The sequence below is a fragment of the Mesorhizobium sp. NPDC059054 genome (assembly GCF_042739215.1).
Taxonomy (GTDB): domain Bacteria; phylum Pseudomonadota; class Alphaproteobacteria; order Rhizobiales; family Rhizobiaceae; genus Mesorhizobium.
Genome location: NZ_JBHYHV010000006.1, coordinates 248,866 through 270,173 on the forward strand (window position 1 = coordinate 248,866; position 21,308 = coordinate 270,173).

Annotated in this window: 16 protein-coding genes; 9 read left to right on the top strand and 7 right to left on the bottom strand. The window is 59.6% G+C overall.

Annotated features, from left to right (window positions below):
- Positions 1 to 28: 28 nt before the first annotated feature.
- The 3 genes from ACFWXH_RS25070 to ACFWXH_RS25080 form a co-directional block, all read right to left on the bottom strand.
- The gene (locus tag ACFWXH_RS25070; protein ID WP_379124028.1) at positions 29 to 2,257 is read right to left on the bottom strand and encodes a transglycosylase domain-containing protein; all 2,229 of its coding nucleotides are present in this window, start codon (positions 2,255 to 2,257) and stop codon (positions 29 to 31) included.
- 186 nt (positions 2,258 to 2,443) lie between these two features.
- The gene (locus tag ACFWXH_RS25075; RefSeq protein ID WP_379124029.1) at positions 2,444 to 3,556 is read right to left on the bottom strand and encodes a glycosyltransferase; all 1,113 of its coding nucleotides are present in this window, start codon (positions 3,554 to 3,556) and stop codon (positions 2,444 to 2,446) included.
- A gap of 8 nt (positions 3,557 to 3,564) precedes the next feature.
- Positions 3,565 to 4,971 (bottom strand): GumC family protein, encoded by a 1,407-nt coding sequence (locus ACFWXH_RS25080; protein ID WP_379124030.1) that lies wholly within the window; start codon positions 4,969 to 4,971, stop codon positions 3,565 to 3,567.
- 327 nt (positions 4,972 to 5,298) lie between these two features.
- Between ACFWXH_RS25080 and ACFWXH_RS25085 the strand changes: the two genes are divergently transcribed.
- A complete protein-coding gene (locus ACFWXH_RS25085; RefSeq protein WP_379124031.1) occupies positions 5,299 to 6,588 on the top strand; it encodes a VpsF family polysaccharide biosynthesis protein in 1,290 nt (429 codons plus the stop codon).
- A 45-nt stretch (positions 6,589 to 6,633) separates the two neighbouring features.
- Here ACFWXH_RS25085 and ACFWXH_RS25090 read toward each other — a convergent pair whose 3' ends face one another.
- On the bottom strand, positions 6,634 to 8,082 hold the full coding sequence (locus ACFWXH_RS25090; protein WP_379124032.1) for a hypothetical protein: 1,449 nt from the start codon (positions 8,080 to 8,082) through the stop codon (positions 6,634 to 6,636).
- 175 nt (positions 8,083 to 8,257) lie between these two features.
- Between ACFWXH_RS25090 and wecB the strand changes: the two genes are divergently transcribed.
- Genes wecB through ACFWXH_RS25105 form a run of 3 tightly spaced genes read left to right on the top strand, consistent with a single transcriptional unit; the run spans position 8,258 to position 11,530 of the window.
- Positions 8,258 to 9,412, top strand: a complete 1,155-nt coding sequence (wecB, locus tag ACFWXH_RS25095) for a non-hydrolyzing UDP-N-acetylglucosamine 2-epimerase (RefSeq protein ID WP_379124033.1) — start codon at positions 8,258 to 8,260, stop codon at positions 9,410 to 9,412.
- The gene (gene wecC, locus ACFWXH_RS25100) at positions 9,405 to 10,730 is read left to right on the top strand and encodes a UDP-N-acetyl-D-mannosamine dehydrogenase (protein WP_379124034.1); all 1,326 of its coding nucleotides are present in this window, start codon (positions 9,405 to 9,407) and stop codon (positions 10,728 to 10,730) included. The genes wecB and wecC overlap by 8 nt, the downstream gene beginning before the upstream one ends.
- On the top strand, positions 10,727 to 11,530 hold the full coding sequence (locus tag ACFWXH_RS25105; protein ID WP_379124035.1) for a WecB/TagA/CpsF family glycosyltransferase: 804 nt from the start codon (positions 10,727 to 10,729) through the stop codon (positions 11,528 to 11,530). Before wecC ends, ACFWXH_RS25105 begins: the two co-directional genes overlap by 4 nt.
- A gap of 7 nt (positions 11,531 to 11,537) precedes the next feature.
- Here the strand turns inward: ACFWXH_RS25105 and ACFWXH_RS25110 are convergent, their stop codons facing one another.
- Both ACFWXH_RS25110 and ACFWXH_RS25115 read right to left on the bottom strand, forming a co-directional pair.
- Positions 11,538 to 12,977 carry a lipopolysaccharide biosynthesis protein gene (locus tag ACFWXH_RS25110; protein WP_379124036.1) on the bottom strand — a complete coding sequence of 480 codons (1,440 nt, stop codon included), beginning with the start codon at positions 12,975 to 12,977 and terminating at the stop codon, positions 11,538 to 11,540.
- Between the two features lie 27 nt (positions 12,978 to 13,004).
- Positions 13,005 to 13,130, bottom strand: a complete 126-nt coding sequence (locus ACFWXH_RS25115) for a hypothetical protein (protein WP_280138578.1) — start codon at positions 13,128 to 13,130, stop codon at positions 13,005 to 13,007.
- Here ACFWXH_RS25115 and ACFWXH_RS25120 point away from each other — a divergent pair.
- Both ACFWXH_RS25120 and ACFWXH_RS25125 read left to right on the top strand, forming a co-directional pair.
- On the top strand, positions 13,129 to 14,250 hold the full coding sequence (locus ACFWXH_RS25120; RefSeq protein WP_379124037.1) for a glycosyltransferase family 4 protein: 1,122 nt from the start codon (positions 13,129 to 13,131) through the stop codon (positions 14,248 to 14,250). The genes ACFWXH_RS25115 and ACFWXH_RS25120 overlap by 2 nt on opposite strands.
- Positions 14,247 to 15,668: a hypothetical protein gene (locus tag ACFWXH_RS25125; protein ID WP_379124038.1), complete on the top strand. Its 1,422-nt coding sequence runs from the start codon at positions 14,247 to 14,249 to the stop codon at positions 15,666 to 15,668. Before ACFWXH_RS25120 ends, ACFWXH_RS25125 begins: the two co-directional genes overlap by 4 nt.
- A gap of 6 nt (positions 15,669 to 15,674) precedes the next feature.
- On the opposite strand, the gene ACFWXH_RS25130 is transcribed toward ACFWXH_RS25125, so the two are convergent.
- Complete coding sequence (locus ACFWXH_RS25130) at positions 15,675 to 16,919, bottom strand: glycoside hydrolase family 5 protein (protein ID WP_379124039.1); 1,245 nt, start codon at positions 16,917 to 16,919, stop codon at positions 15,675 to 15,677.
- A gap of 108 nt (positions 16,920 to 17,027) precedes the next feature.
- Here ACFWXH_RS25130 and ACFWXH_RS25135 point away from each other — a divergent pair, with 108 nt between their 5' ends.
- The 3 genes from ACFWXH_RS25135 (at position 17,028) to ACFWXH_RS25145 (ending at position 21,300) form a co-directional block, all read left to right on the top strand.
- A complete protein-coding gene (locus ACFWXH_RS25135; RefSeq protein ID WP_379124040.1) occupies positions 17,028 to 18,941 on the top strand; it encodes a heparinase II/III-family protein in 1,914 nt (637 codons plus the stop codon).
- A 206-nt stretch (positions 18,942 to 19,147) separates the two neighbouring features.
- Entirely contained in the window at positions 19,148 to 20,143 is a 996-nt protein-coding gene (locus ACFWXH_RS25140) for a sterol desaturase family protein (protein WP_379124412.1), read from the top strand.
- Complete coding sequence (locus ACFWXH_RS25145; RefSeq protein WP_379124041.1) at positions 20,140 to 21,300, top strand: GNAT family N-acetyltransferase; 1,161 nt, start codon at positions 20,140 to 20,142, stop codon at positions 21,298 to 21,300. Before ACFWXH_RS25140 ends, ACFWXH_RS25145 begins: the two co-directional genes overlap by 4 nt.
- The last annotated feature ends 8 nt before the right edge of the window (positions 21,301 to 21,308 follow it).

The window sequence follows — 21,308 nt, forward strand, 5'->3', positions numbered from 1 at the left end:
CCGCGCTTTTCCGAAACCCGCCGGCGTCTCAGCCACCGCTCAGGATATCGAAGATCGAGGTGCTGCGCTTCTTGGTAGGCCCACCGACATCGCCGGGCGGTACCGGATGATCGATCGAGGCGGTGCTGCCATTGTCGCGTGGCATGGCAGGACTGTCGTCCTGAGCCTGTTGACGCACCGCGCGCGCCGGCTGATCGGCCGAGGCCGACGGCACGCCTCCCGACACCGGCGCCGGTGGCGTGAGGTCCGAGGGAATATCGTCCTGCACGACCGTATCGGATGGCGTCGAGCGCCAGGTGCCAGGCAGAGGCTTCACCGGAACGCCCTGATGCGCGGCCATCATGAATTCATGCCAGGCCTGCGCCGGCAATGCGCCGCCGGTGACGTTCTTCATCGCGGTGCCGTCGTCATTGCCGAACCACACGCCGGTGGTGAGATTGGCGGTGTAGCCAACGAACCAGGCATCGCGCGAATTCTGGCTGGTACCGGTCTTGCCGGCGGAAGGCCAGCCGAAAGCGGCTTTTTTCGCGGTACCGACCTCGACGGTGCCCGACATCATCGAATTCATCATGCCGATGATCTCGGTGCGCGCCACGCGCGGCGCCGAGCCTTCCTTGGCCTTATAGAGCACCTTGCCGTTGGTGTCGGTGATGCGGCGCACGAAATGCACCTCCGGCCGGAAGCCGCCATTGGCGAAGGGGACGTAGGCCGAGGTCAGTTCCAGCGGCGTCACTTCCGAAGTGCCGAGCGCGATCGCCGTGTTGTTCTGCAAATCGGACTCGATGCCCATGCGGTGCGCGGTTTCAATGACCGCATCGGGGCCAACTTCCATGGTAAGCTGCGCCGCCACCGAATTCAGTGATTTGGCCAGGGCCGTCGCCAGTGTGACCTTGCCGTAATATTTGCCCTTGAAGTTGGCCGGCGTCCATTTTCCGATGCGGATGGGAGCGTCGTTGCGCACGCTGTCAGGCGTGCGGCCGGCTTCCAGCGCCGTCATGTAGACGAAGGGCTTGAAGGCCGAGCCGGGCTGTCGCCGTGCCTCCGAGACGCGGTTGAACTGGCTGGTCGAATAGTCGTAACCGCCGACCATCGCCCGCACCGCACCGGAATTGTCGATCGACACCAATGCTCCCTGGGTGACATTGAGTTTCTTGCCCTTCGCATCGACCAGTTCGCGGATCGATTTTTCAGCGAGCTTCTGCAGCGTGAGGTCCACCGTCGTTTCCACGACAATGTCGCCGCGCACATCACCGATCAGGGTCGGGATTTCTTCGACGATGGTATCGGCGACGTAGTTTTCCGAGCCGGTCCAGTAGGATGGCGCGCGCACCGCGGGGGCTGCCATCGCCGTCTTCAGTTGCTTGTCGCTGATCATGCCCTCCTCACGCATGGCGCCCAGCACCAGCTGAGCACGGCGCTCGGCGGCCTTGGGATCGCGCGCCGGCGAGAAGCGCGATGGCGCCTTGAGCAGGCCGGCGAGCAATGCTGCTTCCGAGAGCGTCACGTCCCGCGCGCTCTTGCCGAAATAGCGGCGCGAGGCCGCTTCGACGCCATGCGCGCCGGAGCCGAAATAAACCCGGTTCAGATACATTTCGAGGATCTGATCCTTGGTGTGCTTCTGCTCCAGCCAGATGGCGAGCAACACCTCCTGCACCTTGCGCTCCAGCGTCCGGTCCGGCGTCAAGAACAGGTTCTTGGCCAACTGCTGGGTCAATGTCGAACCGCCCTGCCGCAGGCTGCCGCCGATAAGGTTGGTCACGACCGCACGGGTGAAGCCGATCGGGTCGATGCCGTAGTGTGAATAGAAGCGCCGGTCCTCGATGGCGATGACGGCTTCGGGAATATAGCGCGACATCTCGTTGAGGCCGACCGCCTCGCCACCACTCGCTCCCCGATTGGCGATCAATTGGTCATCGACATCGACGATCTTGATATTGGGCGCCCGGTCCGGAACCGACCATGTGGTGGCCGCCGGCATCTTGGCGCCGTAATAGACGACGACGCCGGCACCTGCGATGCCGCCCCAGATGGCAAGCACGAAACACCAATAGAGCAGCCGTCCGAACAGGCCGGTCTTGCTGCGCTTGCGCCGGCCGCCACGGGCCGGCTTGGGCCTGGTCGCGCTGCGTTTGCTGGAGGATTTACGGTTTCCCGGCACGACGCGGTCCTCTTCCCGCACCGAGAATCCCGTAGAAGAAGCCGCTTGCGACGGCCCGTCGAAGCTGGGCTCGATGCGTCTGTCCCTGCGGTCCGCCATGCGCGCTGCCGATAGTCCCGATGCCGATGGCGCTCCGATGGAGACTAGATGAGGCGGTTTAAAGGCGGGTTAACCAGCGCTTGAAACAGCACCATTACCGCGCATTCGCGATCAGGCGTCGGAGAGTTAGGCGTGCGTGGCGGGCTTTCCAAACAGCTTTGCTGTCGCGATTCACCGAGCAGCGGATCACTCCCGCAGCAGCGCTTCATAGCGATCTCCGATCTTCCCGACCTCGAAATCCGCCGCCCTGCCTGCCAGGATCTGGGCGGGTTTCGGCCGATCCAGCATCTCGGCCATTGCATTTGCCATCGCCGTGTCGTCGCCTACTGGCACGAGGGCTCCGAAACGGCCATCCCCAAGAATCTCGCGCGGGCCATGTGGTGCATCCGTGGAGACTACCGGGACACCCGCTGCCATGGCCTCGACCAGGACATTGCCGAAGCCCTCGCTTGTCGATGAGAGAACGAACAGATCGGTTGCCGCATAGCAAGCTGCGGGATCATTGACATAGCCCGCAAAGAGCACGTCGGAGCCTATGCCGATTTCCTGCGCATAGACTTGCAGCTCTGCCGCCAGCGGCCCTTCACCGAAAATGACAAGACGAGCCCGGCGGTCGGCGCGCAGCGCGGCAAAAGCTCTCAGCAAAGTCCAATGGTCCTTGACCGGAACGAGGCGTCCCATGGTGGCGATGACCGGACCATCGCCCATCGCCTTCAACCGGGCCTGCCAAGCATGGGAATGCCCTGGGCTCGCGGCGGTCGGTGGCAGCGGGTTGTTGATGACGACTACCTTGGATTTGGGAAAGCCCCCCGCCACAAGATCCCTGCCAACGCCTTCCGATACCGCGATGACCCTGGTTGCGCGTGCCGCCACCAATCTGGAAAGATGGTGTGCCAGTCTGGCGCCGAGCCTGTCAGACGAAAGCGAAGCGGCGGCATGGAAGCTCGGAAAGAACTTGGCCCGGCTTCTTGCCAGCAACAACGCCACCGCCATCAGCAGATTGGCGAATTCGGGCGCGCTGAAGACCGCATCGGGTGCGAGACGCTTGAGCAGGCGTGCGCCTTGCACGACGCCCTTCAGTGTTTTCGCCTTGCTATAACCTTCGTCTCGAATGGCAAAACCGAGGTCGATCAGGCGTACCGCGGGCGAGCGCAAGGCGGCATTCGGTCCTTCGGCATTCCAGGTAAAAAGCGTGACGTCGTGTCCCCGGGCGGCGAGTTCATTTGCCATGAGGACAAAGACACGCTCTGCGCCGCCGCCTCTTAAGCTGGCGATGTGGAAAACAATGCGCTTTGCCATATTGTTTTTCAGGCGCGGGCTGCGCCAACTTTCGGATTGTTTGGAGGGCGGCGCATGTCACGTATGATACCCCAGGCGATAGCGAGGAACATGCCGAGAGCAAAGCCAGCTACTGCCCCCAACACGATCATGATCGAGGTACGGGGTGGCCACGAGCGCCCATTCGGCGGCACCGCCATGGAAATCACCTGGACGTTTGTGGTGTCGATCTGCTCGCGTTCGGTGATCTGGCGCGCACGGGAAAGGAAGCTCTCATAGATCGCCGACTTCGACGCTGCATCGCGCAGAAGCTCGCGCAGGGCGACTTCCGATTCATTGTCCGTAAAAACCCTGCCTTTGAGATCATTCATTTTTGCATTGAGCGAAGCCAACGCTGCTCTGCTCCTGTCGAGATCGACTTTTGCCTGATCGACAGTGCGGCTGAACTCGGCTCTGAGCTGCGCGTCGACGGTCGTCAATTCCGTTTTGAGACGTACGATCGTTGGATGGCGAGGGCCAAACGTCATGGCTTGCGAATCGATTTGCTGCCGCAGGCTGTTTGCCCTTTCGCGCAGCGCCGCAAGCGTTCCTGAAGTCTCGGGAGCGGAACGAGTTCCGTTGACGCCCGATGCGACCAAGGCATCATAGTTCGCCTGCGCGGCGACAACACGCGATTGCTCCTCGACAAGTTGGGTATTGAGCTGCGTCATCGTTTGAGAGCTGACGAGCTGGCCATTGCTGGAAGACAGACTGTGGCTGCGCCTGTAGGCCTCGACTTTTTCTTCGGCCGCCTGCACATCGTTCCTGAGCTGGCCCAGTCGTGCGTCGAGAGCGGCAGCGGCACGGCTTGCACCGGAAGCCTCGGCATTCGCCAGTTCTTCCTGGAACGTCTTGGTTATGGCCTGCGATATCTCGACGGCTTTGTCCGCAGTTTGGGCCGATACAGAAAGCGTCGTCACGAACGACTTTTCATCCCCACTGGTTTTGACCTTCTGCGCCAGGTTTTTCAGCGCGGTAAGTTTCGGGTCGGCCTTGGCGTCGTTGGCTTTGCCGCCACTTCGGCTGGCATCAAAGAATTCTGGATCGTTGGTGAGGTCAAGCTCATCCACCACACGTGAAAGCACACTGCCCGAGGTCATGATACGCTGCTTGCTGCGCATGCTCAGGATCTGTCCATCGACCTGCCCCGATTGAGGGTAAAGATCGTTCTGGACAACCTGCAAATTGGCGGGGTTGATCAAGATGTCGGTAGTGACAGTATAGCGTTGCTTGCCCAGCAGCCCGTAGGCTCCCCCGAGGATACCGCCGACGATTGCCAGTAGAAGAGCCATCACAAGACCCGCGCGCAGCCACACAAACAGACGCCGAAAATCAAGTTCCAAAAAGGCCCCGATCTTGTCGAGCGTCACCGTTGCGACTGGTTCTTTGGCAGTCATCACCTCCTTCGAAGGTGACGTGAGCGCCGATGCCACGGGTGAAGCACGTTGTTGCAGCCCTGCTCCGCTGGCACGCCGCGCATTTTCGATCCGTTCATAAGGGCTGATACCGCCGGCCGCCGCGGACGTTGGGGGGCGGGAACCCGCAGACATGTGTTAACCCTTGTTATTCTTCACCATACGCAGCCTGCTTACCGAAACATCGTTAACATTTTATTTTCCATGTTTGCATATAGATTGGCCAATCCGGCATACCATGACGATCCGGCGAACCTTGCGGATATCGGTGACCAGATGTCGTGTGAATACCCCTATTTAGGATAGGCTATGAGCAGCCTGACTGCCGGATCGGAACAGTTATCCAGCCGGGCGCGCCGTCAGAATGCGCTGTCGCTTCTGTTTTTCCTATGCGCGGCCTTTGCACTCCTGATCCGCTTCACCGTACCGCCGCAGCTGATGAACATGGTGGTCAACTATACGGACGAGGGCGGGCCTTTCTACGCAAAACTCCATTTCGGCACCTATGCGATCTTCTTGCTGACCCCGCTTGTTCTTTTCAGCCGGCCCTTTCTGCTGCGCGGCGACGAAATTGGAATATTCAAGGTGTTGCTTCGCTATTCAGTGCTGGTTTTGGCACTGGTGCCCTACCTGTTTGCTGCCGGCCGCGCCGGTGCGTCCGGTTTTGTGGTCGACACATATCTGGTGGCAGGCGCCGCGGGCTTGATGATGCTGGCCTTGAACCCGCAAGCGAGACGAGCATTGGGCGATGTGGTCCTCGTAGTGCTGATCCTGAGCGCCGCAATAGGTGTTGTTGAAGTCATGATCCAACATCGTTTTCTACCCTTCACCGAGAATGAACCCGAGTTCAGGCCAATCGGATTGGCGGGACACCCCCTGGCATTGGGGGGGCTTAGCGCTATCGCGATAGGCTTCGTGGCGTCGACCCGCTGGCGCATATGGGTGCGGGTGCTTTCGATCTTGATATTGTTCGTCGGCATCGCGGCGTCGGGCGCGCGCACTGCCCTGATCCTCACAGTTGGTGAAATCTTCATTCTCCTGTTGTTCGTGCGCTGGCCGCGATTGACGCTCGAACATCAGCGGCAAGCCAAGTTCGTCGTGCTGATGTTCGCCGCGATAGCTGGCATGGCGATGATCGCTGTCCTGTTTTCCGCCGGTTTCCTGAATCGGTTCAGCAACACGATCTTCGACGCAAATTTCATGGCACGGGTGACGATCTACCAAGTTTTCGGGCTCGTCAGCTGGAAGGACATTCTGTTTGGGATGGACGCAAACGACCTCTTGAGGATTGTGAATGAGCAGTTGGGGCTACCCCACATCGAGAGCGCTCCGGTGGTCTTTGCCCTGTTGTTCGGCATTCCCGTAGCCATACTCTTCTTCGCATTGATACTCTGGTTCATCTTCAGGTTGCTGCACGACGTCCCTCTACCAGCCAAGGTCGCCACCGCTGTATTCCTGCTCGCCTCGCTGTCGAACAACGCCCTGTCTTCGAAAACGCCCGACGTGACGATTTTGGTGGTGTTGTTGCTTGCCTCCAGAAAGCCGCCAGACGTTTCGCCTTCGGTTGTCTTCGAACGGGCGCGCACTCAATCCGGCTGATGCATTTCGCAGGAGGACCTGCCGGCTTGGGACCGGCGGAAAAATTTAGCCGGCGCTGTCTATGACTTCGACACGCCCTGCGCGGTTGAGCGTATGAATGCCGGCGCGTGCCCACGCTGACCCCGGACAGATCGGGCGAGGCGAGGAAAAACGGACATCGTTATCGTCGAGCTGCTCCAGGCTCATCAGGCCAAGACCGCCGCCATAGGCGCGTGAGCCGTCTTGAACGGGCAACACCTGAGTTGCGCCGCGGCGAATGATAGCGCCGCCGGGACGGGCCGCAGAGTGATCGACGGCGATGGGATTGAGCGCATGGCCAATCCATGGTCCTCGCAGTGAGGGCGCACCATAGACAGCCAATGTGTCCGAGGCGCTGCCATAGCCGTACCGTTCTGTTCCCAGCAGCCAGAAACGACCATCGGATTCGAGCAATGTCGCGTCATTGAAATCACTGTCGGGGATCAGCACCGTGTCGCGTACCCACCGGTCCGGAAACCGCACGGCACGATAGAGCACGACTTCGCGCGCCGAACCGCTCTCGGGGATCATGAAAACCTCGCCGTCGTGGGCGAATACCTGCGGATATGACAGGTGGTGCCCTTCTTCGAGTACGAGCCGCGGAACCCCGAACTTGCCATCACCATGGAGTTCTGCGACGGAGATTACGCCGCGACCCGTCGCATATGGAAATTCCTCGACAAACAGATAGTGGCGGCCATCGCGCTCGAAAACAAACGGGTCAGCGTAAAAACGTTCGCCATCATCCGGAAGAACCGTGAACGGCGAACCGTCAATCCTCCCGGTTTCGGCGATTCCAGGTCCATCGATCAGCCGATAGGCGACCTGCCAATAGAACGGACGCCGTCTCTGCCTGAGTTTCTCTACGGCGCGATTGACCAAGCCTTTGCAGAAATATGGCCCGGCGTGCCGAACAAAACCGCCATTCTTCAGAGGGGGCTGCGCGCTATCGGCAATCGGCTGGAGCTTGCCCCCGAAAAAACGGGCGACGCTTTGCACAATCAGCGAGATAGCGCCGGCAAGCAGATTGTTGCTGGTCCGAGAAAGCCAGAACCTGTCCCCGAGCATGGGGCGAGCCCGTGCCACGACAACGCCATCGAGGCGAGCAGCAAGTTCGGGCAGTTGCCCGCTCGCCAGCATTGTGTTGATGCCGGCGAGAAAAGTGCCTTGACCGCAAAACTCCAGTTGCAGGATCGGTGTCGTTTGTCTCGTTGCACTGCCGGTGAGATCGATGATGAGATCGGGAGGGCCGCGATCGATCGCCGGAAGCGGCGCGACGCGAGTCGCCAGAGAGGGACCAAAGCGCCAGCTTTCGATCGCCAGAACAGCATCGAATGCGCGAGTGCTCGGTGCCGCTGCCGATGTGCGACGGTATGAAGCGACGTGGCCCGCCGCTTCCAGCCGCACAAAAAGCTCATTTTCCCAGCGCCGAGACATGGCGGCGTGGCCGATAAATAAAATATTACCCAAGCCCAAGTATTCTCTTTAGCGCCACTGCGGTTTGATATCTTTCGATACAGTCCTTGGCAAGAGATGTTGCAGAAGATGTGAACTCGAAGATTAACCGTATGATAACGTTTACAATCGTGAAGACGCTACCAAATGCTATGCAGTCTGGCAGGGACGCCATCTTCGGCGATCGAGGGTAACCATGAACGCCGCTTCATCTGCCAAGGTGCCTTCCAAGAGGAAACTGCTGATCGTGTTCGGCACGAGGCCGGAGGCGCTCAAATGTTTTCCCGTAGCGCGTGCCGCCCTTGCCCAACCAGGCTTTGTCACGGAGATATGCGTCACGGGCCAGCATCGCGAAATGGTCGATCAGGTCATTGAGCTGACAGGCCTGCCGGTGCACCACGATCTCAATATCATGCAACCCGGCCAGACATTGTTCGACGTGACTTCGCGCGTGCTACTCGGGATGGCCAATGTGCTGGACAAGGCCAAGCCCGATATTGTCCTCGTGCAGGGCGATACGACCACCGCGATGACAGCGGCGCTCGCTGCCTTTTACAAGCGTATCCCGGTCGCTCACATAGAAGCAGGGTTGCGCAGCCATGACATCAATTCTCCCTTTCCGGAGGAATTGAACCGCAAGATCGCCGGCAGCATCGCCACCTGGCATTTCGCGCCAACCGCCGAAGCACGCGACAATCTGCTCGCCGAGGGAAAGGCTGCGGACACGATCTTCGTGACCGGCAACACGGTCATCGACACGCTGCTGCATTTCTCCGACGAGATCGATGCCAACATCGAGATGAACGCCAAGTTTGCCGCGCGTTTTCCTTTCCTCGATCCAACCAAGAAGATGATCCTCGTCACCGGTCACCGGCGGGAAAATTTCGACGGCGGCATCCAGCGCATCTGCAGCGCCCTCAAGACATTGGCGATGCGCGAGGATGTGCAGATCGTCTATCCGGTCCATCCGAACCCCAACATCCGGCAGGTGGTCGACGAGGCACTTGCCGGAGTGCAGAACATCCACCTGATCGACCCGCAGGACTATCTGCCGTTCCTGTACTTGCAGAAACGGAGTTATCTGGTGCTGACCGACAGCGGTGGTGTGCAGGAAGAAGCACCATCGCTTGGGAAGCCGGTACTGGTGATGCGGGAAAATACCGAGCGCCCGGAGGGCGTCGCGGCAGGCACCGCTCGGCTGGTCGGCACCGACATCGAGAAAATTCTGTTCAATGCCAATAGCTTGCTCGACGACGGGCGCGTCTATCGTAGTATGGCGGAGCGACACAATCCCTACGGCGATGGCCGAGCCGCGACCCGGATCATTGAGGAACTACAGCATCATGGCTGAAATCAGAACCGTTTCCGTTATCGGCATGGGCTATATCGGCCTGCCGACCTGCGCCATCTTTGCCAGCCGTGGATTCGAAGTCATCGGCATTGATGTTAATGAGTCGGTGGTCGCGAAGGTCAACCGTGGCGAAATCCACATCGTCGAACCCGACTTGGACGGTTTGATCCAAAAGGTTGTGGCCAATGGCAAGCTCAGGGCCTTCGGCACCCCCCAGTCGGCTGATGCCTATATCATCGCCGTACCGACCCCGATCACCGAAGAGCACAAGCCGGATATCAGCTATGTGCTTGATGCGGCTCGAAGCATCGCTCCGGTCCTGAAGCGCGATGACCTCATCGTGCTGGAATCGACGTCGCCGGTCGGCACAACACGCACCATGACAACCCTTCTTGCCGAGTTGCGGCCCGATCTCAAATTCCCTGTCCCGCATGGCGAAGAGGCGGAGGTACTGGTTGCCTATTCTCCCGAGCGCGTGCTGCCGGGAAAGGTGCTGACCGAGCTGATCAACAATGACCGTTCGATCGGCGGGCTTTCGCGCAAGTCGTCGGAAAGAGCCGCTACACTTTATTCGAGCTTTGTCGCCGGCGATCTGTTCATAACGCAGGCCGAAAGCGCGGAACTGGTAAAGCTGACCGAAAATGCGTTTCGTGACGTCAATATCGCCTTCGCCAACGAACTTGCGGCGGTCTGCCAGGATTTGTCGCTCAATGTCTGGGAGGTGATCGATCTCGCAAACCGGCATCCGCGCGTGAATATCCTCCAGCCGAGCCCTGGCGTCGGTGGTCACTGTATTGCGGTCGATCCGTATTTCATCATCGACGCCGCACCGAACAGCACGCGGCTGATCAGTTCGGCGCGCCGCATCAATTCCGAGCGTCCACTGTCGGTGGTCAAGGACATCGAAGCATTACTCGACCCTACCCGCGAGCAGACAATCGCCTGCCTTGGACTCAGCTTCAAACCCAACATCGACGATATGCGCGAGAGTCCTGCCGTCGAGGTGGTGAAACTTCTGTCCAAGCTCCCCAATCTCAAGATCATCGCGGCAGAGCCCAACGCGCGCGCGCTGCCACGCGAGCTCGAGGGCAACGATATCGCTTTTACAGATGCACTTTCCGCCATCGACCAATCCGATATCGTGGTTCTCCTGGTTGATCATCGACAGTTCAATTTCGTTGATCCCGAGGCGCTGAAAGACAAGAAGCTGGTCGACACGAGAGGCCTCTGGACCTGGCGCAAGGCGCGTAAGCCGGATGCCCGCATCGAAGGCAAGAGATCCGAACTGGAGCGTTCCCGTACCGGGGAAGCGGCATGAACGTGCACGATGCGGCGTGGGCGCAACATCCCCTGTTGGCATCACGGCACCGGGAGTTTCTCGGCGCGCCCATTCATGCGTTGACCATGGCGGAGACGCTTTCCATTGTCGACGAGGCAATGGCCACGCGTCGACCGCTGCACCATGTCGTCGTGAACGTCGCCAAGCTTGTAAACATGCGCAACAATGCCGAATTGCGCGAAGATGTGGTCTCGGCCGACGTGATCAATGTCGACGGCAAGGGAGTGCTTTGGGGCGCTCGGCTCTGCGGGATCAAATTGCCGGAGCGCGTCACCGGTGTCGATGTCATGATCAATGTGCTCGCCCTCTGCGCAAAGAGGGGTTACCGGCCGTTTCTTCTGGGTGCCGAACAGCACGTTCTCGACGCGGTTGAAAGTCAGCTCGCCAAAGATCATCCAAGTCTCAGCATTGCCGGCAAGCGCAATGGTTATTTCAAGACGGAGGAAGAGGCCGAGGTCGTCCAGGCCATCAACGATTCAGGTGCGGACTGTCTGTTCGTGGCCATGCCGACGCCGAGAAAAGAGCGCTTCCTCAAGCGCTATCGTGACGAACTTACGCCGAATTTCTTCATGGGGGTGGGAGGCAGTTTCGACGTCTATGGCGGGAAAGTCGCCCGGGCACCTAAATTGGTCCAGGCGGCCGGCATGGAGTGGCTGTTTCGCGTCGCGCAGGAGCCACGGCGTTTGTGGCGGCGTTACTACGATACCAACACCGCCTATGCATGGTTGCTGTGCCAGGAGTTCTGGTCCCGCCGGATACGCCGGAACGTCAATCCATAGGATTGGTCTAAAAGGTCGGCAGGCGCGCCTTGACCTTGTCGAGGAAAAGCACGGCCTCCGCAGGATAGAACATACAGATCAGCGCAAAAAACGTCGCCGTCCCTGCGCTGCCGCCGGCCGCCAGCGGCAGAATTGCCGGCGCTTGACCAAGAAAACCGGCAGCAAGAGCGGCGACCAGGCCCGTGCTCGCAGAGAGGACGACAGAGATGCCAATGTCGCGCCACGGCACGGGCACCGGCGTGAGCCGATGGCTGATGACAATGCAGGTTACCAGAGCTGCCACCGATCCACCCGCCAACGCCAGCGCAGCACCCAGTTCCGCCATCTTGGGGATCAACAGGAAAGACAGCGAAATCGTCCCGACCGAGCCGAAGAAATTGACAATGATCAGCAGCCACGGCCGCTTGTGTGCGTGCACCACGACGCCATAAACGAAGGTTGCGAGATTGGCGCAGAGCACGCTGAAAGCGATAACTGGAAACAGCAGCCCGAAGCGGCCATGATAATCCGCAGGCAGCATAAGCCGCGTGATATCGGTGCTGAGCGCGACGAGCATTGCCGCGACCGGCAGGCAAAGGCGCATCATCAAGGCTATAAGCTTCGACAACAAGCGGCTTGATGCCTCAGGACCCTCCTCGTCAAAGCGGTTCACCACCTCCGGAAATGCCCCTGTGTTGATTGCATTTGCAATCATGTCGATCGGCTGTCGGGCCAGTGCATAGGCGGCAGCGAAGACTGCTACGGCGCTGGCATCGTAGTAAACCTTGAGGAACAGTCGTTCAGCACTGTTCAGTCCAAAGCCGACCAGGGCCATGATGACCAAGGGAGCGCCGAAGGCAAAAAACTCCTGGCGAGTGAAGCGCGACGGGCCGGGAACGACGTGCCGGGACGCGACGATACTCGCTGTGATGCCTGCAATCAGCATGCCAAGGCTCGAGCCGAGTGACACCGCAAGGAAGGAGCGTTGGAACAGCAGGATGGCGGCAATCGGCAATACGAGTTGCAGCAGACTGCGCAAGGCTTCAAGGATCGAATAGACCGAATGCCGCTGTTGCATCTGCAGTATAGTCAATGCGAAGCGGCCGATCGACCCGGCAATCAGATAGCTGCCGACGGCAATGGCAAACTCGCCCCAATGTTCCGGCACGATTATCACCGAGGCAATTGCGGAGATAACCAGCGCAACGAGGGTCGTGGCAAGCAACACCTGCCCCGCCAGGATCAGGCTGCCTTTGCTGATGTCGCCTTTGCCACCAAGTCTAAGAAGCGAAATGCGCAGCCAGTTGGTGACAGCGACATCCGTCATTTCGCCCACCGTGACCACCAGCGTCAGCAAGCCGTAGTGGGTCTGATCGATCATGCGCGTCATGATGACCAGCAGGAGCAAAGCGGAAATACGTGTCAGCAGAATCGCCGGGGCGTATATTAGCGTGGAACGAAGTAGCAAAGGTTTTCCCCGGACAATTCAGCCTGATTAACCGTTGACCGGCGCGAAAGCCAGCAGCATGCCACCAAAGAACGACAGATCAGTTGGGCTATAAGCTTTATTTGACACCTTTGCTTTACCGCTGGTCGCATGTGCTATCCGCAATGGTGTCATGTTGCAGTCTCCCCTGAGCAACCCAAAACTGCATGTCCTCGTCGCAACGCCTTCGGGTGGCTCGGGGCAAGGGGGCATTGACCGCATCATGGGGGCGCTCAAGCGGGAGTTCGCCCGCCAGGAAATTGCGGACATCGACGTGCGGTTCATTGCCAGCCGCGGTCCGGGACATGTCGGGCTTTCGATCTTCTATACACTCGGTTTTTGTCTGCGCATGTCTGCGGCACGCTTTGCCGGAACCGCCGACGTCGTTCACATCAACGTAGCGAGCACGGGCAGCACATACCGGAAGATGGTTATTGCGATGTGCGCACGAATGCTCGGCATCTCCTATGTGCTGCATCTGCACGGGGCGGAATACAGGACCTTCTGGAGCGGAGATGGCGGTTTTTTGGACCGCCGTATCCGAAGCATGTTCGAGCATGCCAGCCGCATCGTGGTGTTGGGCCGAATTTGGCGCGACTTCATCGCCAGCCGCGCGCCGGGTGCCGCTGGAAACATCGTCATCGTGCCCAACGCCACTGAAACTCCGGTGCTGGAACATGTCGGCGGCGGAGACGGTGTCCATATCCTGTTTCTTGGTCGTATCGGCGAGCGCAAAGGCGTGCCGCAACTATGCGATGCCCTGGGGAACATGAAGTCTGTAGGGCGTTGGCGCGCGACGATTGCCGGCGACGGCGAGGTCGAGGAGACGCGTGCGCGATTGGCACGACTCAGCCTCGCGGACCGCGTTCAGCTTCCGGGCTGGGTCGGGCCAGATGAGGTTGCCGCTCTGATCGCTTCCGCCGACGTGCTGGTGCTTCCCTCCTTTGCCGAAAATCTGCCTGTCTCGGTCATTGAAGGCATGGCCAGCGGCCTAGCCGTTGTGGCGACGCCGGTCGGAGCCGTGGAGGACATTGTGACCAACGAGCAAAATGGTTTGTTGGTCCCTCCCGGTGACGTTGCTGCATTGACGGAAGCGTTGACGCGCTTGGTTGAAGATCCGGCACTGCGTAAGCGCCTTGGAGAAGCCGCCAAGGCTGTGCACAGGGAGCGGTTGGAAATTGCTCCCTTCGCGATGGCATTGCAGTGCGTGTGGCGCGACGCGGCGAGCGGCACCCGACTGGAGGCAAGATCATGAAATTGCTCGACATCGCACGCGGCGCCTATGTGCGAAGCCCCGAACCCGTGAGGCGGCTTTTAGCGCCGCTGGTGGCGCGCGTACCGACCACGATGAAGTTCGGTGCGACCTATCGTTCGTGGCGAGAGCAGATCGCTCACGCGGCGGCGGATCCTGCTTACGCCGGGCAAGCACATCTGGCCGCGCTGCGGGGATTGCTGCAGAAAGCGCATGGGGGCAGTCCCTTCTATCGTGGGTTGATCGACAAGGCCCTTGGTCCCGGCTTCGACCTTGCGGCACTGCAGCTCGCCGACCTGCGCCGCCTGCCAGTGCTTACCAAACAGGCCTTGCGCGACGCGGGTAGCGCCGCGCTGGCGGAGCCCGCCGCAGACCTCGACGAAGCCACGACCAGCGGAAATCATACCGAGCAGCCTTTTGTCTTCTATCTGGACAAGGACCGGAGCTCCCGCGAGATCGCCTTCGTCTATGACGCGTGGTCGCGCATAGGCTACGACGAGCAGACCGCGCGCGCCTGCTTCCGGGGTTTCGGCCTCGACGCCCAAGGCAAACGCCTGCACGAGTGGGAGCCGGCGTTGCGCGAACTGCGGCTTTCGGTGTTTCCGATGACTGTCGAAGATGCTGCCTTCTACCTCGATCTGATCGACGAACGAGGCATCCGTTTTCTCTATGGCTATCCTTCGGCGATCGAGTTGTTTTGCCGGCATATGCGCAAGCTCGGCAGGATACCGAAACTGCGCATCGAAGGCATCATGCCGATTTCGGAGCCCCTTTTTCCTCACCAGCGTGCCAGCATCCAGGCCGTGCTTGGCGAGGTGCCTTTCGCCTGTTTTTACGGCCTCAGTGAAAAGGCACTGTTCGCCATTGAAATACCCGGACGCGTGGACAGTTACGAGTTCAATCCGCTTTACGGGCTGGCGGAACTGATCGATGACAACGATGCTCCCGTCGTGAAACCGGGCAAGCTGGGGCGGCTCGTCGGCACCGGCTTCCTGTCGACCGGCATGCCGTTCATCCGCTACGATACCGGCGATCGTGCCCGGCTGCTCGAACTGCCCAGTGCCGAAAACGGCCAGCGGCTGAGAGTCGAGGCCATCATGCCACGCCGCAACATTGATTATCTGATTGCCGCGGACGGCAGCCATGTGGTGAGTTTGTCGCTCGCGCCGGAGGATCCCATTTTCTTTGAAGGACTGCAGGAATTCCAATTCTATCAGGATACGCCGGGTGAAGCGGTGGTCCGCTACATTCCGATCGACGGGACCGCGGGCAATCCAGCCGAGCGGCTGATCGCCAACCTGAATGCGCAGACCCATGGCGCTATCCGGTTTTCGTCGAAGCAGGTCGAGCGCATTGCCTGGGGGCGCGGCGGCAAGCGCGCGTTTGTCGATCAGCGTCTCAACATCGCGGACTTTGAATAGAGGGCCTCAAGGTGCGAGACCCAGTGCCTTCAACAAATCGAGATCCGGTAGCGCAGGCCCGCTGGGCTGGATGACGGTCATTCCATACGGATTGGTGTATTCCCAGATCGACCACGGCATCCCATAGCGCTCCGCCAACTGCCGTACCGCCGTCAGATAACGCAAACGGTCGGCATTGAATGCGCCCATGCTGCCATCGGAGGACATCAGGATGACGCCGAATTCGCCCATGAACAGGCGCCGGCTTTCAATGTTGTTGGCCTTGGCCCAATCGACCGCCTGTTGAAAAACAGCTTCGAGCTGGCTCGCCCCCCAGTTTTCCTCGAAATATTGGGCAATCCTTTCGCGCGCCGCCACTGTGTTCATCATGCGTTCGACCTGGCTCAGACCGGCGGCTTCCATTTGCGCTGCAAGCGTTTCAATCACGACTTCAGGCGTGCTGCTGGCGGCCGGCCACGGAAGGCCTGAGGCGAAAGTGGTTGTCCCGTCTGGCCGCTGGTGCGTGAAACTGTGCGGCTCGTACATATGAAAGCTGTAGTAGAGGTGGGGATCGTCGAAGCCGGGCTTCAGATTGACCAATCCGGCAACGCTGCCGCCACAGCCACCTGTCGCGACGACCGTGAGATCGCGGCTGACCGCGCGGATATCGCGGACCGTGTCCGACATGATCCGCTGCCAGTCATCGCTTCCGCTTGAATCGCAAGGGTAGTGGGTCGGCTCATTAAAAGGTTCCAGGGCAACCTTGTCGGTGCCGATCTTGACCAGCATCGCAGCCACCGCCGCGACCATCGTGCGGTAGCGGGTCACGCCTTCGCTGTCGGCGCTACCAGAAATTATCTTGAGACCGTAGGCCGGAACCTGTTCGACGCTGTGCAGGTTGAAAACCACCTTGAGCCCGTTCGACACGACATGCTCCACTGCGGCGGCAAGGACGTCCAGTGCCTGCTGGCGTTTGGCGCCATCGCTGGCAAGCAGAGGGCCCGGATCGACAGTCAGCCGGACGAAGTCGAAACCCATGGAACGGATGCCGGCAAAGACCTCCCCATCGGGCCAGTCGGCGAGAGGCCTGCCTGCGCCGAGCCATTCCTTCTCGGTTCGGTAAGGCGGCCATTTGTAGGAGCGGTCCTGTTCGACCGGGGACCAGTTCAGCCACCCATGCACGCCAACGCCTTTTTGCAGGGCAATCGGCTCGGCTTCGGCGCCTGTGATCAGCGAGAGTGCCCATATTGCGACAAACGCCACTATTCTCATCGCCGATCTCCGTATCATTATCGAAGATATTAACCGGGGGAATGCAAAGGAAGCATTGCGGTCAAATGGCTTCCCGGCGGCATGGAGTACAACTGTGGCGGAGCTTGCATGAGGATCGGCTGGTACATCAACCGATTGCGCAGCATGAGCCCGGCCGAGATTTTGCATCGGCTGGGCGAGCATCGTCGCAAGGTTGTTTCCAAGCGTCGCGACGATGGCTGGCAGCGTTATCGTTCACCCCAACTGCATCCCGTGTTCCGCGCATTGAGGGGCGCCGCGCAGGCAAACGCGACCGCTGACCGACGGCAAGCCATTACGGCTGCCGTCGCGGACACACTTGCAGGGCGGTTTTCCGCGCTCGGGCGGACATGGCCACCGCGCGATCCCGGCTTTCTGTTTCCGGCTGAATTCTGGCGTCTCGATCCGGTGAGCGGCACGCTCTGGCCCGGCCCTGAAGTGCATGCCTTCAATGTCGACTTCCGGTCGACCGGCGATCGTGGCGACGTAAAATATGTATGGGAGATCAACCGGCTACAGCAGTTGCCGCCGCTGGCTATGCATTGGCTTCTCTCTGGCGATCCACAATGCCTAAACGCCATCGAGGCGACCATCGACAGTTGGCATTCCGCCAATTCCCCCTTTCGCGGAGTCGCCTGGGCCTCCGGCATTGAAGTCGCGTTACGAGCCATCAGCCTGATTGTGACGCTGGATATTGCAGGCGACAAACTGGCTGCGACGACACGCGACAAAATAGGTGAGATACTAGCGGCGAGCGCTTACTGGCTGCCTCGGTTTCCTTCCCGGTTTTCGTCCGCGAATAACCATCTCGTCGCGGAACTGGCCGGGGAATATTTGATCAGTCTGGCTTTTGGGGCCGAGTCCGCCTCCGCCCGCACGGCACTCATTGCCGAAGTCGACAAGCAGATTCTTGCCGACGGCGCCGGCGCCGAGCAAACCCCGACTTATGCGGCCTTCACCGCCGAGCTCATCTTGCTGTGCGCCACCGCGGCACATCAGGCCGAGGCGCCGTTTCCCGCATCCGTCGAGAAACGCTTGGCTGCCTTCGCCGATTTCGTGGATTGGCTTCCCGCAAAGGCCCGGGGATTTGGTGACGACGATGAAGGCCGCGTGATCACGCTGGGGGATGAGTGCGATTATGTCCGATCGGTCGCGGCTGCCATTCACGGTTATTTCGGCATGGCAGGCGCTGCCCCGGTGCCAGATGATTTTCGCAGCCTTTTCTTTGGCGTGCCACTGCAGCCGGCAGCAATGCCGCACGGATTACGAACATTTGAGCAAGGTGGCCTCTCCGTCTGGCGCGGGACGATGAATGGTCGCAGCATCGAACTGACATATGATCACGGCCCACTCGGCTATCTCTCGATAGCGGCTCACGGTCATGCGGACGCGCTCTCACTCACCTTGTGTATCGACGGCGATCCGGTACTGGTCGATCCTGGCACGTGGCTCTATGGCTCGGGAAGAGAGTGGCGCGATTGGTTTCGCTCCACCCCGGCGCACAACACCTTGAATATAGAAGGTCAGAGCCAAAGCATCATCTCGGGCCCGTTCAACTGGTCACACAAGGCGCAGGCAACATTGGTGGAGAGCCGACACGAGTTGCCATGGAGGCTGCGCGCGCTGCATGATGGATACAAAAGCCGTTTCGGCATTGTGCATCAGCGCACTGTAACGGGCGAAGCCGACGGCATTCTGGTCACCGACCAATTGCTTGGCCGCAGCCGTAAGGCCGAAATCGTTTTCCAACTTGCAGCCGGCTTGGAGGCAAACCGAGACGGAAACACCGTCATGGTGTCGCGCGGCGGCGAAACACTGATGACAATCCGCTTTCCGGACAATTCGGTCGACATCCGCGCTGGCGGCGATACACCGGGGCAAGGTGGCTGGGTTTCACCACGTTTCGGCGTAAGACAACCTGCGCAACGTCTCGCCTGGCGTGGTGAGGTCGGCAAGCACGGCGTAGATGTTCGTCTCGCGGTAAGTCCACCACAGCATCAATAAGACGGCCAGGCTTTCCGTCCTGTTCAACATCATTTAAAATACATTCAGGGGTTTAGCAGTTTTGACACGGTTGATCTGCTAACCGGAGCGGCATGTTGCCCTTTCGCATTTCGAATGATCGCGAGTCTCATGCGGCGGGCTTGGCAAAATTTGCGTTTCACATCTAACCGGATCGCCAATTCACGATCCAGGAGACCATGGCATCGATGCTCTCGGAAGTTGTCAGAGTGGTCACCACAAAGCTGGCGAACATCGACTACGTGACGCTCGGCCTCCTGTTGGTCACGGCGTTGGGCAGTGCGTTGATCGTCTACTGGCGAACCGTCGAGCATAAGTCCTTCCGGGATTTCTTCGATTTCGCTTTTCCGGCGGAAGTCATGCTGCATCCCTCGGCACGGGCAGACCTTTTATTCTGGGTCACCAAAAAGCTGATGATGCCTTTCCTGCTCATTCCTGCCGGCGTCACTTTCATCGCCGCTATGGGCTATGCGACAAATCAGTCGCTCGGCTGGCTCTTTGGCATCTCGGGTCCGATCATCGACGGGCCCGCCGGGCCGGTGACCCTCATCCTCTTCACCGTGACCATGCTGATCGCCTATGACATCTCGTACTATCTCTACCATGTCGCCCAGCATCGCTTCCCGTTCCTATGGGAATTGCACAAGGTGCACCATTCAGCGGAAGTGATGGTGGGGATCACCAAGGATCGGGTTCATCCGCTTGACGATCTGATGAACCGTGCCTGGGACGGCGTTATCCCGGGGATCTCCTTCGGCATATGGAGCCTGATCGCGCTAAATCCCGTAGAGATCGCCGTTTTTGGCATCAACGTCTATGTCATCCGCAACATCCTGATGATGGACTTTGTCCGCCACACCCATCTGAAGATCTCCTTTGGCCCGCTGGACCACGTTATCCTGTCTCCGCATTGGCACCAGGTGCACCACAGCGTGGATCCCAGACACTATGACAAGAATTTCGGCCTGCTTTTTTCGTTCTGGGATCGCATTTTTGGAACGCAGTTTGTTCCGGATCCGAAGGAGGATCTCAAATTCGGCCTGATGGACCGTGATGTGCGCGACTATCAATCGCTCTACGGTCTTTACATCCTGCCGCTCAAGAAGATGGCGGGACACATCGTTCGATTTTTCAAAAGACGCTCCGCAAATGTTGCGCAGCCGGAAGATCGTCTTCATCCATGAACGAAACTGTCGCGATCGACACCGTTGGGATGGAGCGGATGGAAATTGTCGGCTCAGCTGATCGCTTGGCTGCGGTCGAATCCGAGTGGATGGAGCTATGGCAGCGCACCGACAGCCTGGTCTTTCAAAGCCATGGCTGGATTTCGGCCTGGTGGAGCACGGTACGGGACCGTGATCAGCGCTCGCTGCGGATCGGCCTTGTCTGGAACGCCGATCGATTGGTCGCTGTCATTCCCCTGGCGATCAGCAGGCGCAAGGGCCTTCGGTTCCTCGAATGGGCTGCCAACAGCTACACAGACTATGGAAACATTCTGGTCGCACCAGAATGCAGCCAAACAACGCTCGAGCATCTCTGGACTCGCATCTGGTCCGAAGGTGGTTTCGATATCGCCTTTATCAATCGTCTTTTGCCGGATGCGCAGGCCCACAGGATTTTCGCACCAGGAGTTTCCGGCGGCATCAAGCTTCGCCGCAATCATCGGGAAGAAGTCAGCTATCGGGTAGTCGGACAATGGGACAGCGGAGCAGCATGGCTGGCAACGCATCCGAAGAAAACGCGGCAGAACTATCGGCGTGGCATCAAAATGCTGGAAGAGGCAGGCGAAGTGAAGTTTCGCCTGGTTGCGCCTGACGAGCCTCTGCAGCCAATGTTGGAGAGGCTGTCTGAACTCAAGCGTAGATGGTTGGTGCAGCACACACGCGAATCCGACCTTTTTGAAGAGGGCGAGTCCGTCCTCACCGCGCTGGTGGACATGCTTGCGCGCGCCGGTGTGCTGCGGATTTTTGTGATTGAATGCAACGGCGAAATGGTCGCAGTCTCGATCAATATCGTCCAGCGCGGCGTCATGATGGCATTCGTCACCACCTACGATCCGGATTTCAGCCGTGCGTCGCCGGGGGTCGTCTTGATGGTGGACTATATACAATGGTCGATCGACCACGGCTTGCGGATGGTCGATTTCCTCTGTGGTGGCGAGGCTTTCAAACATAGGTTTGCAACGGAGGCTGTGACCCTCCAGTCGGTTCTTGGCGCACGCACCACGCGGGGCGCACTCGCTGTCTGCGCCGATCGCATCTGGAAGAAGATCGGCAGCGTGCGCACACGCGAATCGACGTCCGAGCGCCAATCCAGCCCGACCAAGGAGACTGCCGAATAGCCAGTCGC